The organism is Serratia sp. BFP-2025 (assembly GCF_050880365.1).
GTDB classification, from domain to species: domain Bacteria; phylum Pseudomonadota; class Gammaproteobacteria; order Enterobacterales; family Enterobacteriaceae; genus Serratia; species Serratia surfactantfaciens.
The window spans coordinates 1,394,811-1,419,382 of sequence record NZ_JBPAFV010000001.1 but is presented as its reverse complement, the minus strand read 5'-3'; the positions used below and the strand labels follow the sequence as shown (position 1 = coordinate 1,419,382).

General features: G+C 61.4%; 18 protein-coding genes and 1 pseudogene. 10 read left to right on the top strand and 9 right to left on the bottom strand.

The genetic code is table 11. From position 1 onward, the window contains the following. Positions 1-123 precede the first annotated feature (123 nt). The 3 genes from zigA to folE2 are packed head-to-tail and all read right to left on the bottom strand — an operon-like array spanning position 124 to position 2,798. Positions 124-1,311, bottom strand: a complete 1,188-nt coding sequence (zigA, locus tag ACRAWE_RS06635) for a zinc metallochaperone GTPase ZigA (protein WP_063919563.1) — start codon at positions 1,309-1,311, stop codon at positions 124-126. Between the two features lie 10 nt (positions 1,312-1,321). Continuing rightward, the gene (locus ACRAWE_RS06630; RefSeq protein WP_063919564.1) at positions 1,322-1,882 is read right to left on the bottom strand and encodes a carbonate dehydratase; all 561 of its coding nucleotides are present in this window, start codon (positions 1,880-1,882) and stop codon (positions 1,322-1,324) included. Then, on the bottom strand, positions 1,872-2,798 hold the full coding sequence (folE2, locus tag ACRAWE_RS06625; RefSeq protein ID WP_432525146.1) for a GTP cyclohydrolase FolE2: 927 nt from the start codon (positions 2,796-2,798) through the stop codon (positions 1,872-1,874). The genes ACRAWE_RS06630 and folE2 overlap by 11 nt, the downstream gene beginning before the upstream one ends. 205 nt (positions 2,799-3,003) lie before the next feature. Here folE2 and sapA point away from each other — a divergent pair, with 205 nt between their 5' ends. The 6 genes from sapA (at position 3,004) to ACRAWE_RS06595 (ending at position 9,901) form a co-directional block, all read left to right on the top strand. Beyond that, entirely contained in the window at positions 3,004-4,653 is a 1,650-nt protein-coding gene (gene sapA / locus ACRAWE_RS06620; RefSeq protein WP_063919566.1) for an ABC transporter substrate-binding protein SapA, read from the top strand. Further along, positions 4,650-5,615, top strand: coding sequence for a putrescine export ABC transporter permease SapB (gene sapB / locus ACRAWE_RS06615; protein WP_019452673.1), 966 nt, complete (start codon positions 4,650-4,652; stop codon positions 5,613-5,615). The genes sapA and sapB overlap by 4 nt, the downstream gene beginning before the upstream one ends. Further along, positions 5,602-6,492 carry a putrescine export ABC transporter permease SapC gene (gene sapC / locus ACRAWE_RS06610; protein WP_004930580.1) on the top strand — a complete coding sequence of 297 codons (891 nt, stop codon included), beginning with the start codon at positions 5,602-5,604 and terminating at the stop codon, positions 6,490-6,492. The genes sapB and sapC overlap by 14 nt, the downstream gene beginning before the upstream one ends. Then, positions 6,492-7,484 (top strand): putrescine export ABC transporter ATP-binding protein SapD, encoded by a 993-nt coding sequence (gene sapD / locus ACRAWE_RS06605; RefSeq protein ID WP_019452674.1) that lies wholly within the window; start codon positions 6,492-6,494, stop codon positions 7,482-7,484. Before sapC ends, sapD begins: the two co-directional genes overlap by 1 nt. Position 7,485: 1 nt before the next feature. Next, positions 7,486-8,298, top strand: a complete 813-nt coding sequence (gene sapF / locus ACRAWE_RS06600) for a putrescine export ABC transporter ATP-binding protein SapF (RefSeq protein WP_004930589.1) — start codon at positions 7,486-7,488, stop codon at positions 8,296-8,298. A 418-nt stretch (positions 8,299-8,716) separates the two neighbouring features. Then, positions 8,717-9,901: a CMD domain-containing protein gene (locus tag ACRAWE_RS06595; RefSeq protein WP_432525145.1), complete on the top strand. Its 1,185-nt coding sequence runs from the start codon at positions 8,717-8,719 to the stop codon at positions 9,899-9,901. A gap of 43 nt (positions 9,902-9,944) precedes the next feature. Here the strand turns inward: ACRAWE_RS06595 and ACRAWE_RS06590 are convergent, their stop codons facing one another. Then, positions 9,945-10,850 (bottom strand): LysR family transcriptional regulator, encoded by a 906-nt coding sequence (locus tag ACRAWE_RS06590; RefSeq protein WP_025159783.1) that lies wholly within the window; start codon positions 10,848-10,850, stop codon positions 9,945-9,947. Positions 10,851-10,914: 64 nt separating this feature from the next. Beyond that, the gene (dacD, locus tag ACRAWE_RS06585; protein ID WP_432525144.1) at positions 10,915-12,084 is read right to left on the bottom strand and encodes a serine-type D-Ala-D-Ala carboxypeptidase DacD; all 1,170 of its coding nucleotides are present in this window, start codon (positions 12,082-12,084) and stop codon (positions 10,915-10,917) included. Between the two features lie 282 nt (positions 12,085-12,366). Between dacD and ACRAWE_RS06580 the strand changes: the two genes are divergently transcribed. Further along, complete coding sequence (locus ACRAWE_RS06580) at positions 12,367-14,673, top strand: FdhF/YdeP family oxidoreductase (RefSeq protein WP_432525143.1); 2,307 nt, start codon at positions 12,367-12,369, stop codon at positions 14,671-14,673. Positions 14,674-14,688: 15 nt separating this feature from the next. Here the strand turns inward: ACRAWE_RS06580 and ACRAWE_RS06575 are convergent, their stop codons facing one another. Next, positions 14,689-15,543: a LysR family transcriptional regulator gene (locus ACRAWE_RS06575; protein WP_432525142.1), complete on the bottom strand. Its 855-nt coding sequence runs from the start codon at positions 15,541-15,543 to the stop codon at positions 14,689-14,691. 99 nt (positions 15,544-15,642) lie between these two features. On the opposite strand from ACRAWE_RS06575, the gene gloA reads away from it, so the two are divergent. Further along, on the top strand, positions 15,643-16,170 hold the full coding sequence (gene gloA / locus ACRAWE_RS06570; protein WP_432525141.1) for a lactoylglutathione lyase: 528 nt from the start codon (positions 15,643-15,645) through the stop codon (positions 16,168-16,170). Between the two features lie 187 nt (positions 16,171-16,357). Next, complete coding sequence (locus ACRAWE_RS06565) at positions 16,358-18,292, top strand: exoribonuclease II (protein WP_432525140.1); 1,935 nt, start codon at positions 16,358-16,360, stop codon at positions 18,290-18,292. A gap of 75 nt (positions 18,293-18,367) precedes the next feature. Here the strand turns inward: ACRAWE_RS06565 and ACRAWE_RS06560 are convergent, their stop codons facing one another. Continuing rightward, positions 18,368-19,678 carry an MFS transporter gene (locus tag ACRAWE_RS06560; protein ID WP_063919572.1) on the bottom strand — a complete coding sequence of 437 codons (1,311 nt, stop codon included), beginning with the start codon at positions 19,676-19,678 and terminating at the stop codon, positions 18,368-18,370. A 30-nt stretch (positions 19,679-19,708) separates the two neighbouring features. Then, entirely contained in the window at positions 19,709-20,872 is a 1,164-nt protein-coding gene (locus tag ACRAWE_RS06555) for a M20 aminoacylase family protein (RefSeq protein WP_063919573.1), read from the bottom strand. A gap of 385 nt (positions 20,873-21,257) precedes the next feature. Here ACRAWE_RS06555 and ACRAWE_RS06550 point away from each other — a divergent pair, with 385 nt between their 5' ends. Continuing rightward, positions 21,258-23,324, top strand: coding sequence for a carbon starvation CstA family protein (locus tag ACRAWE_RS06550; RefSeq protein ID WP_432525139.1), 2,067 nt, complete (start codon positions 21,258-21,260; stop codon positions 23,322-23,324). A gap of 104 nt (positions 23,325-23,428) precedes the next feature. On the opposite strand, the pseudogene ACRAWE_RS06545 reads toward ACRAWE_RS06550, so the two are convergent. After that, positions 23,429-24,529: pseudogene (locus ACRAWE_RS06545) on the bottom strand (hemagglutinin repeat-containing protein); the annotation flags it as partial. Positions 24,530-24,572: the final 43 nt, after the last annotated feature.

Genomic DNA, 24,572 nt, shown 5'->3' with positions numbered 1-24,572 from the left:
TTCCACATCAGAGCCGCAAACTGTGGCCTTCCGTGAACTGCCAGGCGATGATAATAGTTATCAGTATCGTCTGTAAAGCACTTTGTTGAGAATTTTTCTCATTACCACACGAAGATTGCGCAATTACCACTCAGGGAACGGGTCCGCCATATCCAGCCAATAGTCCACGCCGGCGGCCATTTCGTCGTCGCTCAGCAGGCAATCGTCCAGCAGACGCGCGATCGTCGCCTGCTGCAGATGCTGGCCGATAAACACCAGCTCCTGGCGCATGTCGCCGAACGGCTCCACCCATTTTTCCTGAATATGCGCCCTCGTTTCGGGATCCTGCGGCCAATTGTCTTGTGGAATGGCGCGCCAAAAGGTGCCCGCCAGACCATAGTGGGCGATGCCGCCGGCCTGGCTCCACTGCCCGGCCAGCCGCGGCCGCGTCGCCAGCCAGAAAAAGCCTTTCGAGCGCAGCAGCTGGCCGCCGCCCCAATCGCCGTTGATCACCCGGTAGAACTTGTCCGGCGCAAAAGGCCGCCGCGCCTGATAAACAAAGCTGCTGATGCCGTAGTTTTCCGTTTCCGGCAGGTGTTCGCCGCGCAGCTCTTTCAACCAGCCGGGTGCCTGCTGCGCCTTTTCAAAGCTGAAGCTGCCGGTATTCAGCACCGCCTCCAGCGGCAGTTTTCCCGGCGCGATCGGCACAATGCGGGCGTCGGGATTCAGGCTGGCCAACAGCGCCATCACTTCGCCCTGCTGCGTTTGCGTCAACAGATCGGTCTTGCTGACCAGAATCACGTCGCAGAACTCAATTTGCTCAATCAGCAGATCCGCCACGCTGCGCAGATCGTCCTCGCCCAGACTTTGGCCGGCCTCCTGCAAGCTTTGCGCCTGTTGATACTGCTGGATGAAATTCACCCCGTCGACCACCGTCACCAGGGTATCCAGCCGGGCGAACTGCGACAGGCTTTCGCCTTTTTCGTCCTCAAAGGTAAAGGTTTCCGCCACCGGCAGCGGCTCGGAGATACCGCTCGATTCGATCAGCAGGTAATCGAAACGCCCGTCCTGCGCCAACTCGCGCACCGATACCAGCAGATCTTCGCGCAGCGTGCAGCAGATGCAGCCGTTGCTCATCTCCACCAGCTTCTCTTCCTGGCGATCGAGATGCACTGCATTTTCCACCAGCGCGGCGTCGATGTTCACCTCGCTCATATCGTTGACGATCACCGCCACGCGCATGCCCTGCCGGTTGTTCAGGATATGGTTCAGCACCGTGGTCTTGCCGGCGCCGAGAAAGCCGGAAAGCACGGTCACGGGAAGTTGCTTCATGGGAACCTCATTAAAATTCATTGCGTAATGCCTGGTAACCGCGCACCAATTCGACGTTGGTGGCGGCCACTTCTTCGGAGAATTGCAGCGCGCCGCGATCGACCTGGCGATAACGCGACAGGTCGCTGTCCGGCCCCACACGCTCGGTTGACGGGATATAGCGGTTTTCCGGCAGCGTCACGCCGTCCACCACCGCGTTGTAACGCACTACGCAGCCGGACTGAATGTGGCAGTTGAACAGCACGCTGTTGAAACCGATAAACACCCGATCGTCGATGCGACACGGGCCATGGACGATGGCGCGGTGGGCGATAGAGCTGTAACGGCCGATGGTGACCGCCGCCCCGCTTTTGGAGTGGATCACCACGCCGTCCTGAATATTGGAATGCGAGCCGATGACGATCGGCTCCATGTCGCCACGGGCGTTCAGCTCGTCGGCACGGATCACCGCATAAGGGCCGACGTAGACGAAGTCTTCGACGATCACCCGGCCGCATAGAATGGCGGTGGGATCGATGTAGGCCAGCGGCGAGACCTGCGGCAGATGGCCGCTGGGATTTTTACGCAGCATGCTGCTCTCCCCGCCAGCTCAACTCCGCCACCGCATTGTGGGCATGCAGGCTCTCCTGATGTTCGACGCGCAGCGAGAAGGCGCGGTAGTCGCACTGGCTGCGCAGCATGCGATACAGACGCCGCGCCGCATCCTCGCAAAACATCAGGTTCTGGCCGTTAGCCAGCGCGAAGGCCTGCTCATCGCGGCGTTTCACCAGCGTTTGCACCGGCGTGCCCAGCGCGTGTTCGATGCGGTCGATCAGTTTTACCGGTTCGAACGCCCGGTCATTATCCGGCGTCACGGTGACCCAGGCCCAGCTGCGCTGGCTGTGTGGCGTGGCCGGCATGCCCTGCTCCAGCAGCCAATCGCTCACCTGCCGTTGGCTGACACGCTCCGCCGCCTGTTCAAAGTCAAACTGAAACTGTTGCTGCGCCAGCTGGCGGCTGAGCGCCGCCGAACTCGGGCAGGTGGAGGAGTAAGGCACGCCGACGGTCAGCGCCAGCGTCAGTGTGTTCGCCAGCGCCGCCTCGATGCGCAGCGGGTAGGCTTTCCAGCCGCGCTGCGGCGACAGCAGCGCCGGGCGCGACAACAACAGCTCGCCGCTGAGCGTCAGGTTGGCGCGATCGCTGTGCTCCGGCTGCGAATCCAGAAAGGCCTGCAGCGTCCGGCCGATGCGCTGCGGCGTCAGTTCGCCCTGCGTCAATTCGTCCAGCGCCAGATACAGCCGCGACATGTGAATACCGCGTTCGCCCGCTGCTTCGGCGCGCAGGTTGATGCCGGCGTCGACTTTGGCCATCAGTGGCTTGCCGGCCAGCTCCAGCGGCAGTGCGATCCCTTGCATCCCGACCCAATCGAGCCCGACATCACTCATTTCGCCGCGCCATGCCTGAGCGTCTGGCAGCGAACGGCGTGGTGGAAGTGCAACTTCGTTCATACATCCCCTTGCGTTATTGTGACTTTGCCGGGGAACGGTAACATGATTTTGTTATGTTATAACATATCAAATAAAATTTTTTTCACGTCGCGAACCGCCTTGCTTAATCAAGTAGCAGAAAACTCAGCGATTTTGCTCAATGGATTGGGCTGCTGGTCAGAGTGCGATACACTAACGCTATTGCTGATTAAACCCATGAGCCTCTATGCGTGGTTTACCCCTTTGGATACTGTCGTTGTGCCTGACGGGCTCTGCCCTGGCCGCGACCACACCGCCCGCGCCCGTCGCGGCGCCGCTGCCGGACATTCGCCAGAGCGGCTTTGTCTATTGCGTCAGCGGCATACTGAATACCTTCAACCCACAAATGGCCAGCAGCGGCCTGACGGTGGATACTCTGGCCGCCCAGCTGTACGATCGCCTGTTGGACGTCGACCCGTACACCTATCGTCTGATCCCCGAACTGGCGCAAAGCTGGGAAGTGCTGGACAACGGGGCCACCTACCGCTTCCATCTGCGTAAAGACGTGCCGTTCCAGACCACCGCCTGGTTCACGCCCACCCGCAAGATGAACGCCGACGACGTGGTGTTCAGCTTCGCGCGCGTATTTGACCAGAAACACCCGTATCACGACGTTAACGGCGGCGAATATCCCTATTTCGACAGCCTGCAGTTCGGCGATTCGGTACAGAGCGTGAGAAAGCTCGACGACTACACGGTGGAGATTCGTCTGCAGTCGCCGGACGCCTCGTTCCTGTGGCACCTGGCCACCCACTACGCGCCGGTGCTGTCCGCCGAATACGCCGACGTGCTGACGCGCGAGGGCCATCAGGAGCTGATCGACCGCGAGCCGGTCGGCAGCGGCCCGTTCCTGCTCAACGAATACCGCTCGGGGCAATATATTCGTCTGGCGCGTAACGCCGTCTACTGGAAAGGCCTGCCGCGCATGCCGCAGGTAGTGATCGACCTGGGGGCCGGCGGCACTGGCCGCCTCTCCAAGTTGCTGACCGGCGAGTGCGACGTGCTGGCCTATCCGGCGGCCAGCCAGCTGTCGATTCTGCGCGACGATCCGCGCCTGCGCCTGACGCTGCGCCCGGGGATGAACATCGCCTATCTGGCGTTCAACACCCGCAAACCGCCGCTCGACAACCTCAACGTGCGCCAGGCGATCTCGCTGGCGATCAACAATCAGCGCTTGATGCAGTCGATCTATTACGGCACGGCGGAAACCGCCGCCTCGATCCTGCCGCGCGCCTCCTGGGCTTACGACAACGACGCGCACGTCACCGAGTACGATCCGGCCAAATCGCGCGAGATGCTGCGGCAGGCCGGCGTCGGCCAGCTGAACCTGAAGCTGTGGGTGCCGACCGCCTCGCAATCTTATAACCCGAGCCCGCTGAAGACCGCCGAGCTGATCCAGGCCGATCTCGGCCAGGTGGGCATCAACGTCACCATCGTACCGGTGGAAGGCCGCTTCCAGGAAGCGCGCCTGATGGAGATGAACCACGACCTGACCCTGACCGGCTGGGCCACCGACAGCAACGATCCGGACAGCTTCTTCAGGCCGCTGCTGAGCTGCGCGGCAATCCGTTCGCAAACCAACTATGCTCACTGGTGTGACCCGGGCTTCGACGAGGTGCTGCAAAACGCGCTGCTGTCGCAGCAACTGTCTCAGCGCATCGATAACTACCGCAAGGCGCAGAAAATTCTCGAGCAGCAGTTGCCGGTGCTGCCGCTGGCCTCTTCCCTGCGCCTGCAGGCCTACCGTTACGACATCAAGGGATTGGTGCTGAGTCCGTTCGGCAACGCCTCGTTCGCCGGGGTGTACCGTGAATCCGCGCCGGAGGTGAAAAAGTGATTATCTTTACCCTGCGCCGCATCCTGCTGCTGCTGATCACGCTGTTTTTCCTGACGCTGGTAAGCTTCAGCCTGAGCTATTTCACGCCGCGCGCGCCGTTGAACGGCGCCGCCCTGCTGGACGCCTATCAGTTCTACTTCGTCAGCCTGCTGCACTGGGACTTCGGCGTTTCCAGCATCAACGGCCAGGCGATCAGCGAACAGCTGCGCGAAGTGTTCCCGGCTACCATGGAACTGTGCCTGCTGGCCTTCGCCCTGGCGCTGTTTATCGGCATTCCGCTGGGCATCATCGCCGGCGTGCTGCGCGGCAAGTGGCAGGACACCGCCATCAGCACCTTCGCGCTGCTGGGCTTCTCAATGCCGGTGTTCTGGCTGGCGCTGCTGCTGATGTTGTTCTTCTCGCTGCATCTGGGCTGGCTGCCGGTTTCCGGCCGTTTCGACCTGCTGTATCAGGTGAAGCCGATCACCGGTTTCGCGCTGATCGACGCCTGGCTGTCGGATTCGCCGTACCGCAACGAGATGATCGGCAGCGCGCTGCGCCACATGATCCTGCCGATCGCCGCGCTGGCGGTGGCGCCCACCACCGAAGTGGTGCGCCTGATGCGCATCAGCACCGACGACGTGCTGAGCCAAAACTACATCAAGGCCGCCGCCACCCGCGGCCTGTCGCGCTTCACCATCATTCGCCGCCACGTGTTGCACAATGCGCTGCCGCCGATCATCCCCAAACTGGGGCTGCAGTTCTCCACCATGCTGACGCTGGCGATGATCACCGAAGTGGTATTCAGCTGGCCCGGCCTCGGCCGCTGGCTGATCAACGCCATCCGCCAGCAGGACTATGCGGCGATCTCCGCCGGCGTCATGGTGGTCGGCACGCTGGTGATCACCATTAACGTCCTGGCCGACATTCTGGGCGCGGCAACCAACCCGCTGAAACATAAGGAATGGTATGCCCTTCGATAACGTATACCGCGAAAAAAAGATGCCGAGCCCGCTGCGCTACACCTGGCGGATTTTCTACGGCGACGCGCTGGCGATGATCGGTTTTTACGGGGTGATCGCCCTGCTGCTGCTGTCGCTGTTCGGCAGCCTGCTGGCGCCCTACGCGCTGGATCAGCAGTTCCTCGGTTATCAGCTGCTGCCGCCTTCCTGGTCGCGTTACGGCAATGTGTCGTTCTTCCTCGGCACCGACGATCTCGGGCGCGACATCCTCAGCCGCCTGTTGACCGGCACCGCCGCCACCTTCGGCTCGGCGCTGGCGGTGACGCTGGCCGCGGCGTTCTGCGGGGTGATCCTCGGCGTGTTCGCCGGCGTCACTCACGGGCTGCGCTCGGCGGTGCTCAACCACATTCTCGATACCCTGCTGTCTATCCCGTCTCTGCTGTTGGCGATCGTGGTGGTGGCGTTTATCGGCCCCAAACTCGAACACGCCATGCTGGCGGTGTGGCTCGCCTTGTTGCCGCGCATGGTGCGCACCATCTACAGCGCGGTGCACGACGAACTGGAGAAAGAGTACGTGGTGGCGGCGCGGCTCGACGGCGCTTCCACACTGCAAATCCTGTGGTACGCGGTCATGCCGAACATCGCGGCGGTGCTGGTGACCGAATTCACCCGCGCGCTGTCGATGGCCATTCTGGATATCGCCGCGCTCGGCTTTCTCGATCTTGGCGCGCAGCTGCCTTCGCCGGAATGGGGAGCGATGCTCGGCGATTCGCTTGAGCTGGTGTACGTCGCACCCTGGACGGTGATGCTGCCCGGCGCGGCCATCCTCGTCAGCGTGCTGCTGGTCAACCTGTTGGGCGACGGTATGCGCCGCGCAATCAATGCCGGGGTGGAATAATGCCGTTACTCGATATCCGCAATCTGACGATTGAATTTATGACCGCCGAAGGGCCGGTCAAGGCGGTCGACCGCGTCAGCATGACGCTGACCGAGGGCGAGGTGCGCGGCCTGGTGGGCGAATCAGGCTCCGGCAAGAGCCTGATCGCCAAAGCCATCTGCGGCGTGACCAAAGACAACTGGCGCGTCACCGCCGATCGTTTCCGCTTTGACGACATCGACCTGCTGCAGCTGAGCCCGCGCGAACGGCGCAGGCTGGTGGGCCACAACGTGTCGATGATCTTCCAGGAACCGCAGTCCTGTCTCGATCCTTCCGAGAGCATTGGCCGCCAGCTGGCGCAAGCCATCCCAGGGTGGACCTACAAGGGCCGCTGGTGGCAGCGCTTCAACTGGCGCAAACGCCGCGCCATCGAATTGCTGCACCGCGTCGGCATCAAGGATCACGACGACATCATGGGCAGCTTCCCGTACGAGCTGACCGAAGGCGAATGCCAGAAAGTGATGATCGCCATTGCGCTGGCCAACCAGCCGCGTCTGCTGATCGCCGATGAGCCGACCAACGCCATGGAGCCGACCACCCAGGCGCAGATTTTCCGGCTGTTGGCGCGCCTCAATCAGAACAACAACACCACCATTCTGCTGATCAGCCACGACCTGCAAATGATGAGCAAATGGGCCGACCGGGTAAACGTGTTGTACTGCGGGCAAACGGTGGAAAGCGCCCAGTGCGAAGAGCTGCTGGCGGCGCCGCACCACCCGTACACCCAGGCACTGATCCGCGCCATGCCGGACTTCGGCCGCTCGCTGCCGCACAAGAGCCGGTTGAATACGCTGCCGGGCGCCATTCCTTCGTTGGAACACCTGCCGATCGGCTGTCGTCTGGGGCCGCGTTGCCCCTACGCGCAGAAGAAATGTATCGAAACGCCGCGCCTGCGCCCGGTCAAGAACCACTTCTTCGCCTGCCACTTCCCGCTGAACATGGAGGAGCAATAACATGGAAACGCTGTTGGAAGTGCGCAACCTGAGCAAAACCTACCGCTATCGCACTGGGCTGTTCCGCCGCCAGCACGTTGAGGCGGTGAAATCGGTCAGCTTTACCCTGCGCGAAGGCCAGACGCTGGCGGTAATCGGCGAGAACGGCTCCGGCAAATCCACGCTGGCGAAGATGCTCTCCGGCATGGTGGAGCCGACCGCCGGCGAACTGTTGATCGACGATCATCCGCTGGAATTCGGCGACTATCGCTACCGCAGCCAGCGCATTCGCATGATTTTTCAGGATCCGAGCACCTCGCTCAACCCGCGCCAACGCATCGGCCAGCTGCTGGACGCGCCGCTGCGGCTGAACACCGATCTTGAGCCCGCCGAGCGCGAGCAGCGCATCAACCAGACGCTGCGCCAGGTCGGCATGCTGCCGGATCACGCCTACTACTACCCGCACATGCTGGCTTCTGGGCAGAAACAGCGCGTCGCACTGGCGCGTGCGCTGATCCTGCAGCCTAAAGTGATCGTCGCCGATGAGGCGCTGGCCTCACTGGACATGTCGATGCGCTCGCAAATCATCAACCTGATGCTGGAATTGCAGGAAAAACACGGTATTTCCTATATCTATGTCACCCAGCACCTCGGCATGATGAAACACATCAGCGACCAGGTGCTGGTGATGCACGAAGGGGAAATCGTCGAGCGCGGCAGCACCGCCGAAGTGTTGGCGGCGCCGCTGCACGAGTTGACCAAGCGGCTTATCGCCAGCCACTTCGGCGAAGCGCTGACCGCCGACGCCTGGCGGCGCGACGGCGGCCGTTTCTGAGTTACGGCCTCACTTCCAAACCCGCTGCGGCGGGTTTTTTATTGCCGCGCGCCTGCCGCTTAGCGAGAAAGCGCACATACAAATTACATTATTGTTATATATCCTTATATTTTATTCCTTTCAGTTATTGATTAGTCCGTAACATTATTTTATCTCGCCAGGGCGATCGGTGAGGATATCCCCTACGTTGCGCTTCTCATACGACAGGATATCGCACTGATGAACAGCATTCGCCATCGCCGCCTCACGCAGTTTCTGCTCACCCTGGCCGCCGGTTTCTCTGTTTACGGCCACGCCCTGTGCTGCGATGAGCTGCGCTAAATCCGCCTTTCGCCCCGCCTGCGGGCATGTTGCCTCTTTGTCCAGCCGTCGCTGCCAGCGCAGCGGCGGCTGTTGATCATGATTAAGGATTGACCCTATGGAACGACTCCGTCGACAACATAACGCCCAGTGGTATCACGAAACCCAAAGCAGCGTGCGCGGCGATGCGCCGTTGGAGCCGCAGGCGGCCACCCATCGCGATCGTTTTCTGCTGGGGCTGGGCGCCTTTGCCGATGAAGCATTAAACAATGCGCTCAGCGCCCGCTCCGGGGTGTTCAGCGCTTCGCTGGCCGGCTACCATGCCCTGTTTCCCGACCATGTGCCGCTATCGCGCTACGTGACATTGTCACCCTACGATCGCCTGAGCACCGCCCTGACCGTCGCTCAGGTGACGGGGGTGCAATCGCTTTGTAGCCACTACGCCGCCCGCCTCGCCCCGCTGCATAGCCCGGACGCCTCCCGGGAAAGCAATATCCGCCTCGCTCAGATCACCCAATATGCCCGTCAGCTTGCCAGTCAGCCCACGCTGATTTGCCGCAAGGCGCTGCAACAGCTTGGCGACGTCGGGCTGAGCCCGGCGGATATCGTTACCTTTTCGCAAGTCATCGGTTTTGTCAGCTATCAGGCGCGCGTGGTGGCAGGCATCGCAGCGTTGGCCGGCCGGCCGGCGGTGGTGGTTCCCGGTTTCCCTAACGTCGAAGACGCCGAGGGCGTCGCGTTCAGCGCCGAGGAACTGAATTGGACTGTGCGCCTGCCGCCGATCGACGCGGAAAACGCCGCCGCCGAACAGCTCGATGTGCTGGATCAAAGCCACCCGCAGGCGCGAGCCGAGTCTTATTACCTGCTGCTGGCCCACGACGCCGCCACGCTGCGCGAACGCAACGGCGTATTCAATGGCATCAATGCCGAAGGATATGGATTGTCGGCCCGCCTGAAGGCGCTGGCGACGCTGGCGGTCTCGCGCATCAACGGCAGCCGCTACTGCGCGGCGACGGTGGCGCAAGAGCTGCAGGACGACGGACTGGCCGAGGCGCTGTTCGCCGGGCTGCCTCAGGGATTGGCGTATACCGAAGACGCGGTAAAACGCGCGGTGATGCGCACCGCCGCCGAATTGACGCGCGCGCCGGAGAAGTTCACTCCGCAGAGCGTGCAGCCGCTGTTCAACAGCGGCCTGGATCAGGCACAGGCGCTGGAGGTGATCCTTACCACCGCGCTTTACGCCTGGGAAAACCGCCTGCGCCAAACGCTGGGCGATGCTGAAACCTTCACCGTCTCCGACTGAATAGCGCTTGCGGCCTTACCCTCGGCCGCAAGACAGCCTGTCCTCAGATATTCTGCCGCCGCAGCCACTCGCTGGCGGCGTCGAAAAACTTCTGCGCCAGCGGCGTAGCGCGCTCCGCCATATCGACCACCACCGCCGCATGACGCGGCATGGCGCCGATGGCCACCGGGCGCCGCTGCAACGCCGGCATCAGCGGTGATTGCAGTTGGCCGCGCGGGAACAAGCCGCAACCCAAACCGACGAAAATGCCCTCGAGCAATTGGAAGATCGAAGCGGTTTCCAGCCGCGGGTGCAGCGTCAACCCGGCGTCACGGAAGTGCTGATCGAGATAACGACGGAAGTAACGCGTCGGTTCGGCCAGGCACAGCGGTAACGCGGCCACCGCCTCCAGCGGCAACGGCGCATCGCCCACCAGCTTCGGAAAATGCTGCGGATGAAACACCAGCTCGACGCCAGTTTCCACCAGCGGTTGCGATTGGAAATGCAGTTCCTTCAAGGTCGACAGCTCGAAAAAGCCGATGCCGATGTCGACGGTATGCGCCGTCAGCGCCTCCAGCAGTTGATCGGCGCTCAGCACCGCCAGCCGGTAATCGAGATGCGGATAACGCTCGCTGACCGCCTTGAGCATTTCCGATACCGAGATACTGCACTGCGGCACCACGCCAAGGCGCAGCGTGCCGTGCAAGCCATGCTTGAGCGACTCCACCTCCAGCTTCAGCCCCTGGTAAACCGAGACGATCTCACGCGCCCATGCCAGCACCCGCTCGCCTTCGGCGGTAAAACCGCCGAAATGGTTGCCGCGGTTAATCAGCGAAACGCCCAGCTCTTTTTCCAGATTTTTCAATCGCATGGATAGCGTCGGCTGGCTAACGAAGCTAGCCTCCGCCGCCCGGCCGAAGTGGCGTTCTCGTTCTAAATTACACAAATAAATCAGTTGTTTAATATCCATAACGCGGCTCAATGATCGGCATTCGCACCAGTATACCACCGGGCGCCGCCGCCCGCCCGGTGAGTCAGAGTTTGAGCTTCACGTAATCCATCAGCCGTGAGAACACGCTACCTTGCGGCACCGCCTGCAGCGCCACCAGCGGCAGGGTTTTCACCACCTGGCCATTGTCGCTGATGCGGATCTCGCCGACGGTCTGCCCTTTATTGATCGGCGCTTCCAGCCGCGCGACGTTGAGCACGTACTGCGCCTTCAGCTTGTCCGCCTCGGTTTTCGGCAGGCTGAGCGACTGGTCCTGCGCGCTGCCGACCGGCAGGCGATGGCTTGCACCGTACCAGACCGGCTCATCCCCCAGGCTCTGGCCGGCACTGAACAGATGCGCGGTGGTAAAATCGCGCAGCCCCCAGGTCAACAGCTTACGCGCCTGCTCCTCACGCCCTTTCGCGCTTTTGCCGCCCATCACCACGGCGATCAAGCGTCGATCCCCTTCGGTGGCGGAGGCGATGATGTTGAAGCCGGCCGAGGCGGTATGGCCGGTTTTCAAACCGTCGACGTGCAAGGTTTTGTCCCACAACAGGCCGTTACGGTTCTGCTGCGTGATACCGTTCCAGGTCAGCGACTTCTCGCTGTACATGTGGTATTCCGCCGGTTCGCTCATGATGATGGCGCGCGCAATCACCGCCAGATCGCCGGCGGTGGTGAACTGCCCCGGCGCATCCAGCCCATGCACCGTTTCAAAATGGGTATTCTGCAACCCCAGCTGCGCGCTCTTCTCGTTCATCAGCTTGACGAAGTTGGCCTGGCTGCCCGCCACGTAGTCCGCCATCGCCACGCAGGCGTCGTTGCCGGAATCGATGATGATGCCGCGACTGAGATCGCGAACAGTGACCCTGTCACCCGGCTTCAGGAACATCAGCGAGGAACCTTTGAACACCGGGTTGCCCTGCGCCCAGGCATCCTTCCCTACGGTGACGACATCGTCGAGGCCAATTTTATGCTGATCGAGCGCGTGGTCGATCACCAACCCGGTCATGAGTTTGGTCAGGCTGGCCGGGTTGCGCCGTTCGTCGGCATTGCCGGCAGCCAACACCTGGCCGGTGGTGTAATCCATCAACACGTAAGAGGCGGCGTCTATCGCCGGCGGGGTCATGGTGGGAAAATTGGGCGACGTTTCCGCCGCCTGCGCCGCCAAAGGCAGTAAAATACCGCCGATCACCACTGATACTGAACGCTTCACGCTGTGTTCCTCAGGCCCGCAGGCTAAATAAAATACCAATATAATCCGCGAGATAGACTGCATTAATTCACATTCAGACGAAACCATTACTCTTTTGCAGCGGGTGTCTTTATGCAACCATTTGTTTACGTCACCGCCCGCCCGCGATAGATATGCTCTATGCCGCCATTGCCCCATTCGATTAGACGCCACCCCGCAACGCCCCTAAACTTGTGACATAAATACGCAAGACGCATAAAAAAGCGTTTACTTTTTAGCTACAACCACCTGCGAAGTGTCACCATGAAATTCAAACCGTCAATCAAGCCTTATACCGGCCCAGCGGGCGGCTGGGGTTCGCTTGAAGCCACCACCCGCTTTGTCCTCGACAGTAAACAAACGCTAAAAAACATGCGCAACCTGATGCGCGTCAACAAGGCACGCGGCTTCGACTGCCCCGGTTGCGCCTGGGGCGACGACAACCACAGCACCTTCAGCTTCTGCGAAAACGGCGCCAAAGCGGTCAGTTGGGAAGCGACGCGCAGCGCGGTCGAGCCCGAATTCTTCGCCGCCCACAGCGTCAGCACCCTGCAGCAGCAGAGCGATTATTTCCTCGAATATCAGGGGCGCCTCACGCATCCGATGCGTTACAACGCCCAAACCGACCACTATGAACCTATTCATTGGCCGGACGCGCTGGCGCTGATCGCCAAACACATCAACGGCATGGACAACCCGAACCAGATCGAGCTGTATACCTCGGGCCGCGCCAGCAACGAAGCGTCGTACCTTTATCAGCTGTTCGGCCGCATGCTCGGCACCAGCAATTTCCCCGACTGCTCCAATATGTGTCATGAAGCGAGCGGCGTTGGGCTGAAACAGAGCATCGGCGTCGGTAAAGGCACCATCCGCATCGACGACTTTGAAAAAGCCGACGCCATCTTCGTGTTCGGCCAAAACCCCGGCACCAACCACCCGCGCATGCTGCACAGCCTGAAAAATGCCGCCCGGCGCGGCGCGCGCATCGTCAGCTTCAACACCCTGCGCGAGCGCGGGTTGGAAAGGTTCGCCGATCCGCAGGATCCGGTGCAGATGCTGACGCCTAAATCCTCGCCGATCAGCTCGTCCTATTACCAACCAAATCTGGGCGGCGATATGGCGGCGGTGCGCGGCATGGTGAAAGCGCTGCTGGAAACCCACCGTCAGCGTCTGGCCGCCGGTGAACCCGCCCTGTTCGACCTGGCATTTATCGAACAGCACAGCGTCGGCGTAGAAGCTTACCTGGCGCAGGTGGACGCGACCGAGTGGCAGACCATTACCACGCAGTCGGGGCTGAGCGAAGCGCAACTGCGCCAGGCGGCGGCCACCTACCAGGGCGCCGAGCGGGTAATCTGCACCTGGGCGATGGGCGTGACGCAGCATAAACACTCTATCGCGACGGTGCGCGAAATCACCAACCTGCAGCTGCTGTTCGGGCAATTGGGCAAGCCGGGCGCCGGTCTGTGCCCGGTGCGCGGCCACAGCAACGTCCAGGGCAACCGCACCATGGGGATCGATGAGAAGTCGCCGAAGGCACTGCTCGACAGCCTGGAACGCCACTTTAACTTCACCGCCAATCGCGCGCTGGGCCACAACACGGTAGAAGCGATCGAGGCGATGCTGCGCGGCGAAGTGAAAGTGCTGATCGCGCTGGGCGGCAACCTGGCCGCTGCGGCGCCGGACACCGAGCGCACCGCCCGCGCCCTGCGCAACTGCGATTTGACGGTGCATATCAGCACTAAACTTAACCGCAGCCACCTGGTGACCGGCAAAGACGCGCTGATCCTGCCAACGCTGGGCCGCACCGAGTTGGATATGCAGGCCAGCGGCTCGCAGTACATCACGGTCGAAGACTCTTTCAGCATGGTTCACGCTTCGGAAGGCATCGGCAAACCGCTGGCGGATACCCAACGCTCGGAAACCGCGATCGTTTGCGGCATTGCCGACGCGGTACTGGGCACGCAACAGCTGGACTGGCTGGAACTGGCCGACGACTACTCGCTGATCCGCGATCATATCGCCGCCACCATTCCCGGCTTCGAGGATTTCAACCGGCGCTGCGACCAGCCCGGCGGGTTCTACCTGGGCAACGCCGCCGCCGAACTGCGCTTCGCCACGCCGAGCGGCAAGGCGGAATTCAGCGCCGCCGCGCTGCCGGCGACCCTGTTCCCGCAGCTGGGCGACGAGCAAGCGCCGTTTACCCTGCAAACCCTGCGTTCGCACGATCAGTACAACACCACCATCTATGGCCTGGATGACCGTTACCGCGGCGTATACGGCCAACGCGAAGTGTTGTTCATCCATCCGGAAGATCTGGCGGCGCTGGGCCTGCAGGATGGCGAACGGGTAGAGATAGAAACCCTGTGGAACGACGGCGTGGTGCGCAAGGTGGACGGGTTCAAGCTGGTGAGTTACGACATTCCGCGTGGCAACCTGGCGGCCTACTATCCGGAAACCAACCCGCTGGTGCCGCTGGCGAGCTTCGGCGACGGCACCGGCACCCCGACGTCGAAGTCAATCCCGGTGGTGATTCGCCGCAGCGAACAGCAACCGTCGCTGCGTATTGCCTGAAAACGTGCGCCCGGTTTACGCCGGGCGCGCCAATATCTCCAGGATGGTCTGCAATTCGTCAGACAGCTGATGCCTGCGCCAGACGAAGTAGAGATCGCTCACGCCCTCCTCGCCCATTTCCACCACCTTCAGCCCCGGCGCCGGCAAGATCTGCGGCAGCAAAGAGCCAGGCACGCAGGCGACGCCGCAACCGGCTTGCACGCAGGCCGCCATCGCGGCATAAGATTCCATTTCCAGCGTCATGCGCGGCTTCAGCCTGCGCGAGGCGAGCCAGTGATCGACCTTCAGGCGGAACGAACATTCGCGGCTGAAGGTGTAAAACTCCAGCGCCGCCAGGATAGCGGCGTCGGGTTGCCCGGCGTCGGCCGGCATCAGCAGCACCAGCCGTTCGTCAAACGCCTTTTGGCTGGCCAGCAGCGGATGTTCAATCGGGCCATCGCTGATCGCCAGATCGAGATCGCTGTCGATCAGCATGCGCTCCAGCACCAATGAATCGCGGCTCAGCACGTTGATCTGCAGATGAGGCTGTAAACGGCGCAGCCGGGCGATACGCGCCGGCAAATGGCTGACCAGCGAAAAATCCAGCGCCCCGAGGTTCAGCAGCCCGTGCTGGTACTCGCCGGCGAACAGTTGCTTGCTGCGCTCTGCCTGCGCCACGATGTCGCGCGCCTGCTGGTAGAACAACCGGCCTTTGGGATTGACGTACAGCCGGTTCTTGTCGCGAAAAAACAGTTCGCCACCCAACGACTCCTCCAGCTCGCGCAGCCGCAGCGTGACGTTGGAAGGCACGCAGTGCAGCTCGCGGGCGGCGGCGGCGATGGTTTTGTGTTCCACCACGGTGCAGAAAAACTTAAGTTGGCTCAGCTTCATGTTTCATTCACTTTTAGTAAGTGTTTTAGTTAAAAACAATCACTTTAGATTAGCATCGATTTCACCTACAGTCTGCCGACACCCTGAGGAGGATCACTGATGCCACTGAATGATTTATTGACGCTGCCCGGCGTGGCGGCCCAACCCGACGCGGTAACCGACGGTTACGTGTTCAACCACACCATGATCCGCGTGAAAGACCTGACCAAAGCGCTGGATTTCTACACCCGCGTGCTGGGCTTTACCCCAGTCTATCAGGAAGAGTTTAAAGAAGCCGCCTTCACCATCTGCTACCTGACGCGCAGCCCGCGCGAGCAGATCCCGCAGGATGACGACGAGCGCAAACGCTGGGCGCTGAGCCAGCCGGGCATTCTCGAACTGACCCATAACCACGGCACCGAAAATCAGGCGGATTTCCACTACCACAACGGCAACGGCGAGCCGCGCGGCTTTGGCCACCTGTGCGTCACGGTGCCGGACGTGCGCGCCGCCTGCGAGCGTTTTGAGCGCCTCGGCGTCACCTTCCAGAAACGCCTGCATGAAGGCCGTATGAACTACGTCGCGTTCATTCGCGATCCGGACGATTATTGGATTGAAATCCTGCAGCCGACGCCGCTGCAGGACTGATTGTAACCCCCCCTTCACCCCGGCCTGCGCGCCGGGGTTTTTCATCTATCGCACTTCGATTGACCGATCTTGCGCAAAAACGGGCGGCAACGCGGGGATCCGTGACGTTAGGCTTGCTCGCAGCGGGTGATTCGCGTAAAACTGTCAGCCGCAAATCTTGCCACTCACAACCCATTCACTGGACGATATGTTTCAAGATAACCCGCTGCTGGCGCAGCTAAAACAGCAACTTCACTCTCAGACCCCGCGCGTTGAAGGCGTCGTGAAAGGGACTGAGAAAGGCTTTGGCTTTCTTGAAGTAGACGGTCAAAAAAGCTACTTCATTCCGCCGCCGTACATGAAGAAAGTCATGCACGGGGATCGCATTATCGCCACCCTGCACACCGAGAAAGAACGTGAAATCGCCGAGCCGGAAACCCTGGTCGAGCCATTCCTCTCGCGCTTCGTCGGCCGCGTGCAAAAGCGCGACGATCGCCTGTCCATCGTGCCCGATCATCCGTTGCTGAAAGATGCGATTCCGTGCCGCCCGGTGCGTGAACTGACCCACAACTTCCAGGCCGGCGACTGGGCGGTGGCGGAAATGCGCCGTCATCCGCTGAAAGGCGATCGCAGCTTCAACGCCGATCTGACCCGTTTCATCACCGAGGGTGAAGACCATTTCGCCCCATGGTGGGTGACGCTGGCGCGCCACAATCTGGAGAAAGAGGCGCCGGAAATGCTGGCCCTCAGCGAGCCGAACGCCGCGCTGGCCCGTGAGGACCTGACCGCGCTCGAATTCGTTACCATCGACAGCGCCAGCACCGAAGACATGGACGATGCGCTGTACGTGACCGACAACGGCGACGGTTCGTTGCAGCTGACCATCGCCATCGCCGATCCGACCGCCTACGTTGAACAAGGCAGCAAGCTGGATGAGATCGCCCGCGTGCGCGCCTTCACCAACTACCTGCCGGGCTTCAACATCCCGATGCTGCCGCGCGACCTGTCGGACAACCTGTGCTCGCTGCGCCCTAACGAGCGCCGCCAGGTGCTGGCCTGCCGCGTGACCATCGCCGCCGACGGCGCGCTGGGCGACGATATTCAGTTCTTCGCCGCCGAGATCGAATCCAAAGCCAAGCTGGTGTACGACGAAGTCTCCGACTGGCTGGAAGGCATTGCCGGCTGGCAGCCGCCGAGCGACGCCATCGCGCAACAGGTCACCCTGCTGAAACGCGTTTGCGACGCACGCAACGCCTGGCGCCACCAGCACGCGCTGGTGTTCAAAGATCGCCCGGACTACCGCTTCGTGCTGGGTGAAAAAGGCGACGTGCTGGAGATCGTCACCGAGCAGCGCCGCAGCGCCAACCGCATCGTTGAAGAATGCATGATCGCCGCCAACGTCTGCGCCGCCATCGTGCTGCGCGATCGCCTGGGCTTCGGCGTGTACAACGTGCACACCGGTTTCGATCCTGCGCTGGTCGAGCAAGCGGTCACCGTGCTACAGGCCAACGGCGTGGAAGCCGAAGCCGAGAAGCTGCTGACCCTCGACGGTTTCTGCGAACTGCGCCGCCATCTGGATGCGCAGCCGACCCAGTTCCTCGACAGCCGCATCCGCCGCTTCCAGACCTTCGCCGAGATCAGCACCACGCCGGGGCCGCACTTCGGTCTGGGGCTGGAGGCTTACGCAACCTGGACATCGCCAATCCGTAAATACGGCGACATGGTCAACCATCGTCTGCTGAAGGCGATCATCAACCAGCAGCCGGCGGAAAAACCGCAGGATGACGTGACGGTGCAGCTGGCGGAACGCCGCCGCCTGAACCGCATGGCGGAACGCGACGTCGGCGACTGGCTGTACGCCCGCTTCCTGCAGGACAAGGCCGGTACCGATACCCGTTTCAACGCCGAGATCATCGACGTGACCCGCGGCGGCCTGCGCGTGCGCCTGCTGGACAACGGCGCGGTTGCCTTCATCCCGGCACCGTTTATCCACGCGGTGCGTGACGAGATGCAGTGCAGCCAGGAAACCGGCACCGTGCAAATCAAAGGGGAAGTGGTTTACCGCCAGAGCGACACCTTGCAGGTCACCATCGCCGAAGTGCGCATGGAAACCCGCAGCGTGATCGCCCGCCCTGCGGCCTGACGGCCGGATAGCGTGCGGTAACAAGCGTCAAGCGCCGGCGGTGAAAACCGCCGGCGTTTTTTTGTCTCGCACCCGCTATTGCAACTTATCGCCGCCGGTTTCGCGCAACAGCGGCAGCGCGGCCAGCGAGATTAGCGTCGCCAGCATCAGATAGCCGGCGGGCGCCAACAATGAACCGCTGAGCACGATCGACTGGGAAGCGATGTATTGGGCAAAGCCACCGAAAATTGCGACGCCGAGGCTATAAACCAGCGCAAACCCCAACGCACGCACTCGCTGCGGAAACAGCTCGGAAATCATCAACAACGTAGGAACAGAACCTAACGTTGTCAGAGCAACCATCAACGCCACCACGCTCAGCAACACCGCCGGATGCGGCGCCACCGTCAGCAGCCAGAAAACCGGCAATGCCAACAACAAAATGGCGATCCGCGCCCAGCGGATCAGCGGCAGGCGACCGTAGCGATCGCACCAATGCCCGACCAGCAGGCTGCCGGCGAAGGTGATGATCCCGGCCAGCAGCATCGCCGCATACCCGTAGGTCTGCGCCATCCCCAGATACTTGACCGCAAAGGTGCCCAGATAGTACATCGAGATATAGGTAGCGACGGTGGCGCCGATGGTCAACATCACGCCGAGCATCACCGCCCGGGAATGTTTGCGCAGTGGTACAGGCGGCTCATGGGTACGCTCCGCCGGCGGCCGGTCGCTTTCCAGCCCGAGACGCAGCCAGCAACCGAGCGGCGCCAGCGCCACGCCGATGAAGAAAGGAATGCGCCATCCCCAACTGGCCATGGCCTGTGGATCGCCCGTGAGCACCGGCAGCCAGCCGCTGAGCCCCAACGCCGTCACGCCGCCGATCACGCTGGCGATGCCCTGCGTCGCCAGCGCCCAGCTGGAGTAGAATCCTCGCCGGCCAGGCGGCGCCGACTCCACCAGAATCGACATGGAGGCACCCACCTCACCGCCCGCCGCCACGCCCTGGATCAGGCGCGCTGCCACCAGCGTGATCGTGCCCCAATAGCCGGCGCTGGCATAGGTCGGCGCAAAACCGATCATCGCCGTGCCCAGACTCATCAGGGATATCGTCAGAATCATCGCGGATTTTCGCCCGCAGCGATCGGCATAAGCGCCGATCAAAATGCCCCCCAACGGCCGCATGATAAAACTGACGCCGAATGTGGCGAACGCCAGCAGCAGCGCCAAATTGGGATCGCTGGAGGGAGGGAAAAACAGCACGCTGATATAAATAACGAAAAAATTGTAAATACCGAAATCGAAGAACTCTAACGCATTGCCGAAAGAGGCGGCGAATATCACCTTCTTGCCGCCGACTTTCGGTCGCGTCGTTATTTCCTGCCGGGCCGCAACCGTATTTTCACTCATTATGACCTTCCCTGTTATTATTCTTTGAGTTTATTTTAAATAGGCTTCCACCAGCGCTCCCCAATAATGGCTGCCCGCCGCCAGACATTCATCGTTAAAGTCGTATCCCGGGTTATGCACCATACAGCTTCCTTCACCGTCGCCATTACCGATCAGCAGATAACACCCCTGCGGCTGCGCCTCGAGCATGAAGGTGAAATCTTCGCTGCCCATCAGCGGCTTGGCGCCGTAGTGCGCGCGCGCGGCGCCAAACTGCTGTTCCGCCACCTGATGCGCGAAGCGCGTCATGGCCTCATCGTTGACCAATACCGGAGCGCCGTTGATGTGATTCACGATTGCCGTGGCGCCGAAGCTTTGCGCCTGCGCCTGAATCAGCGCAGGAATGCGCGTTAACAGCTCGGTTCGCCACTCGCGCCCCAGCGATCGCACGCTAAGCCGCATTTCCGCGCTGTCCGGGATCACATTAGCCGCCTCACCGGCCTTAATGCTGCCGACGGTGATCACCGCCGCCTCCAGCGGATCGGTATTACGCGAGACGATGCTTTGCAGCGCGACGACGATATGCGAGGCCACCAGCACCGGATCGACGGTCAGATGCGGCATAGCGCCGTGCCCACCGCAGCCTTGCACGGTAACGACGAATTGGTCCGTCGAAGCCATAAAGGCGCCGTGACGGAAGAAAAACTCGCCCACAGGCAGACCCGGCATGTTGTGCATGGCGAAGATGGCGTCACAGGGAAAGCGTTCGAATAACCCTTGCTCCACCATCAACGCGCCGCCGCCCAGCGTCTCTTCCGCCGGCTGAAAGATCAGGTGCAGCGTGCCGTTGAAGCGGCGGGTTTGCGCCAGGTAACGCGCAGCGCCGAGCAACATGGTGGTATGGCCATCGTGGCCGCAACCGTGCATGCAGTTGGGCACGCTGCTGCTCCAGGATTTGCCGTTGTTTTCTTCGATCGGCAGCGCATCCATATCGGCGCGCAGCCCGAGACGCTTCGCACCGGCGCCCGCTCGCAGCGTACCGACGACGCCGGTGCCCGCCAATCCGCGGTGCACCTCATACCCCCACGAACTCAGATAATCCGCCACCAAATCGCTGGTACGAAACTCCTCGAAGCCAAGCTCCGGGTGCTGGTGAATATCATGACGAATAGCCGTGAGCTGCGGTAAATATCCTGCAATGACTTTATCTATCATTATTAATTCCTTTTATTGACTTTATTATTTGTGAAATAAATGAATGGCGCCTCAAGCGCGAGCCAAGATATATCACGCAAAACGTTTATTGGTACCCCTCGCGTCGGCAATACAGAAAAATAATGCCAAAGGGATCGCGCAAGGGATGGGTTTAGATATTATCCGCCAGATAAAAATTAAAAATGCAGCAGGAAACGCTGCCGGGCCACATTGCGACGACAGCCTGCACCAATGGGGTTTCATCACGTTGTTTTTCCACCAAAACCCCACTTGCTTCACATTTCTCATCCGACCTGCCACGGTTCGGCGGCAAAACTTCTACTGTTAAAACGTCATTCCTAATAACAAGGTCGATTTTTACCTCTGCACGCCAAGGAGTTGTTTCATGAAAAACATCAGGTCCGGACTTATCTGGCTGCTGGTGGCGTTAGTCGGCGCTTTCGCCTTCGCCATGCTGGCGCTCAGCCGCGGCGAACACGTCAACGCCGTCTGGCTGGTGGTCGCCGCCGTCGCCTGCTACAGCATCACCTACCGCTTCTACAGCCGGTTCATCGCCGACAAGGTTTTTGAACTGGATGACCGCCGTCTAACCCCGGCCGAACGTCACAACGACGGCCTGGACTATGTGCCCACCAACAAATGGGTGCTGTTCGGCCACCACTTCGCCGCCATCGCCGGCGCCGGGCCGCTGGTGGGGCCGATTCTGGCCGCGCAGATGGGCTTCCTGCCGGGAACCATCTGGATCCTGGTCGGCGTCATGCTGGCCGGCGCGGTGCAGGATTTCCTGGTGCTGTTTATCTCCACCCGCCGCGACGGGCGTTCGCTGGGGGAGATGGCCAAACAGGAGCTGGGGGCGTTCGCCGGGGTGATCACCATGCTCGGCGCGCTGGGGGTGATGATCATCATCCTGTCGGCGCTGGCGCTGGTGGTGGTGAAGGCGCTGGCCGACAGCCCGTGGGGGCTGTTCACCATCGCCGCCACCATCCCTATCGCGCTGTTCATGGGCGTCTACATGCGTTTTATTCGCCCAGGTAAGATCGCGGAAATATCGGTAATCGGCTTCGTGCTGATGCTGCTGGCGATCATTTACGGCGGCAACGTGGCGCAAGATCCCTACTGGGGTCCGTTCTTCACGCTGCACGGCACCACCCTGACCTGGGTGCTAGTGATCTACGGCTTCGTCGCCTCGGTGCTGCCGGTGTGGCTGCTGCTGGCGCCGCGCGACTACCTTTCGACCTTTATGAAGATCGGCGTCATCATCGGCCTGGCCATCGGCATCGTTTTCGCCATGCCGGAGATGAAAATGCCGGCGGTTTCGCGCTTTATCGACGGCAGCGGCCCGGTGTTCGCCGGCGCCCTGTTCCCGTTCCTGTTCATCACCATCGCCTGCGGCGCCATTTCCGGCTTCCACGCGCTGGTTTCCAGCGGCACCACGCCCAAACTGGTGGAGCGCGAAAGCCACATTCGCTTTATCGGTTACGGCGCCATGCTGATGGAGTCTTTCGTCGCCATCATGGCGTTGATCTGCGCCTCCGTGCTGGATCCGGGCGTTTACTTCGCCATGAACTCACCGGCGGCGCTGATCGGCACCACGGTGGAAAATGCTTCACAGGTGATTAACAGCTGGGGCTTTATCGTCACGCCGGAAACGCTGGCGCTGATCGCCAAAGAGGTGGGTGAAAATTCAATACTGTCGCGTGCAGGCGGTGCCCCGACATTCGCCGTGGGCATGGCGCACATCATCAGCGAGGTGTTCAACAGCCGGGCGATGATGGCGTTCTGGTACCACTTCGCCATTCTGTTCGAAGCGCTGTTCATCCTGACCGCCGTCGACGCCGGCACCCGCGCCTGCCGCTTTATGGTGCAGGATCTGGTAGGCGTGGCGGTGCCGCAGTTGGCCAACAACCGCTCCTGGTTCGGCAACCTGGCGGGCACCACGGTGGCGGTAGCCGGCTGGGGCTTCTTCGTGTATCAGGGGGTGGTCGATCCGCTCGGCGGCATCAATACCCTGTGGCCACTGTTCGGCATCGGCAACCAGATGCTGGCATCGATGGCGCTGATCCTCGGCACCGTGGTGCTGTTCAAGATGAAGAAGCAGCGCTACGCCTGGGTCACCATTCTGCCGACCGCCTGGCTGTTCGTCACCTCGATGACCGCCGGCTGGCAGAAGATCTTCCATGAGAAACCGAGCATCGGTTTCCTGGCGCAAGCGAAGAAATTTTCAACCGGCATTGAGCAAGGCACGATCATTGCGCCGGCCAAGTCGCTGAAGGACATGGAGACCATCGTGTTCAGCAACCAGATCAACGCCGCGCTGTGCGGGTTCTTTATGCTGGTGGCGGTGACCATGCTGATCGCCGCTTTCTTCGCCATCCGCCGGGCGCTGCGTTCCGAACAACCGACGGCGCACGAGGTGGGCGCCGCGCTGCGGGAGGAGACCGGCCGCGGCTGAGTCTCGCCGTTAGGAGAAACGGCCGGCCTCTTGAGCAGTGCGCTGCTTAAGGGGTTGGGCCGTTAACGGACGACAGTTTGTCTGAAGATGTCTCCCCCAGGAATATTGTCTTCACCGACCCGCTTCTTGATTTCCGTCGCCAGGTACGGCGAAGCACCGCTCGCCAGTGCGCCCGCCAGGTTATTGCCCGCCAGCGCCGTCAGCGCCCCCGTTACCGCCTGCGCCGCCTTCTGCAGATCGCTGCCGGTACCGTATTGCCGCATCGCGTTGTCATACGCCTGCTTCATCACCGCCGCATCGTTCGTCGGTTTGCCGCTCTTCTCAAGCTGCTCTCTGGCCTGCGCCAGCGCCGCCGGGTCTCTCTGTGCCTTCAGCCCGGCGATATCGCCCTGCGTGCGGATGACGTCCATCGCCTGGCCGCCAATCTCGCCGATAAGCTGCGCCTGCTTCAACCGGTTCTGCTCCTTCTCCTTGTTGAATATCGGGCTGATGCTGCCGTCGTTGGCATGTTCGGTATCCCGGTTCAGCTGCACCACATCCTGCTGCTGTTTGTCGGTGTCACGGACTATCAGCATTCCCTCACTGACCCCGGCTTTTGTCGTGCCCTCGGCGTGCCCGCTGTTGTTGGCGCCCGACAGCATACCGCCGGCCGCGTTGGTCAACAGCTCTTTGCCCACCGGCCCGCCAGTGCTGAAGCTGCCGCCGCTGTGCGTCGCGCTGTAGTCCGCCTGGTTGTGGATGTCCTTCCAACCCAGCGTGCCGGTATCGAGGCGGTTGTTCTCTTAGTCTGCCGTGCTGGCTATCACCGCGCCGTCGAGCTGGGTATGCTCTTTGACCTTGACGTCATATCCGCCTTTGCCGGCAAACAGCCCGGTCGGCTCTTTTACCGAGTCGAAGTTGCTGTGCAGCTTGTCCTTGCTGGCACTTACGTTGGCGGAGCCGGTCATCGAGCCGAAGGTGAAACTGCCGCCCGCGCTGGCGTTTTGCTGTTTGGCATCATAGCGGTCGCTATCCTGTTCACTTTGCAGCGTCAGGTTGCGGCCCACGTCGACGGTAACCTTTTCGCCGCTGGCCTGCGCGCCTTTCAATTTGGTGTCGCGGCCGCTGGTCAGGCTGAGATGGCTGCCCGCATCCAGGGTAGTTTCGGTATGGGTCAGGCCGTTGCCGCTCTCATGCCCCTTGCCGGCATTGACGCCGGCCGAGACGATTCAGCATCCCACACTCAAGATCACTGTCGTCACTAACGAA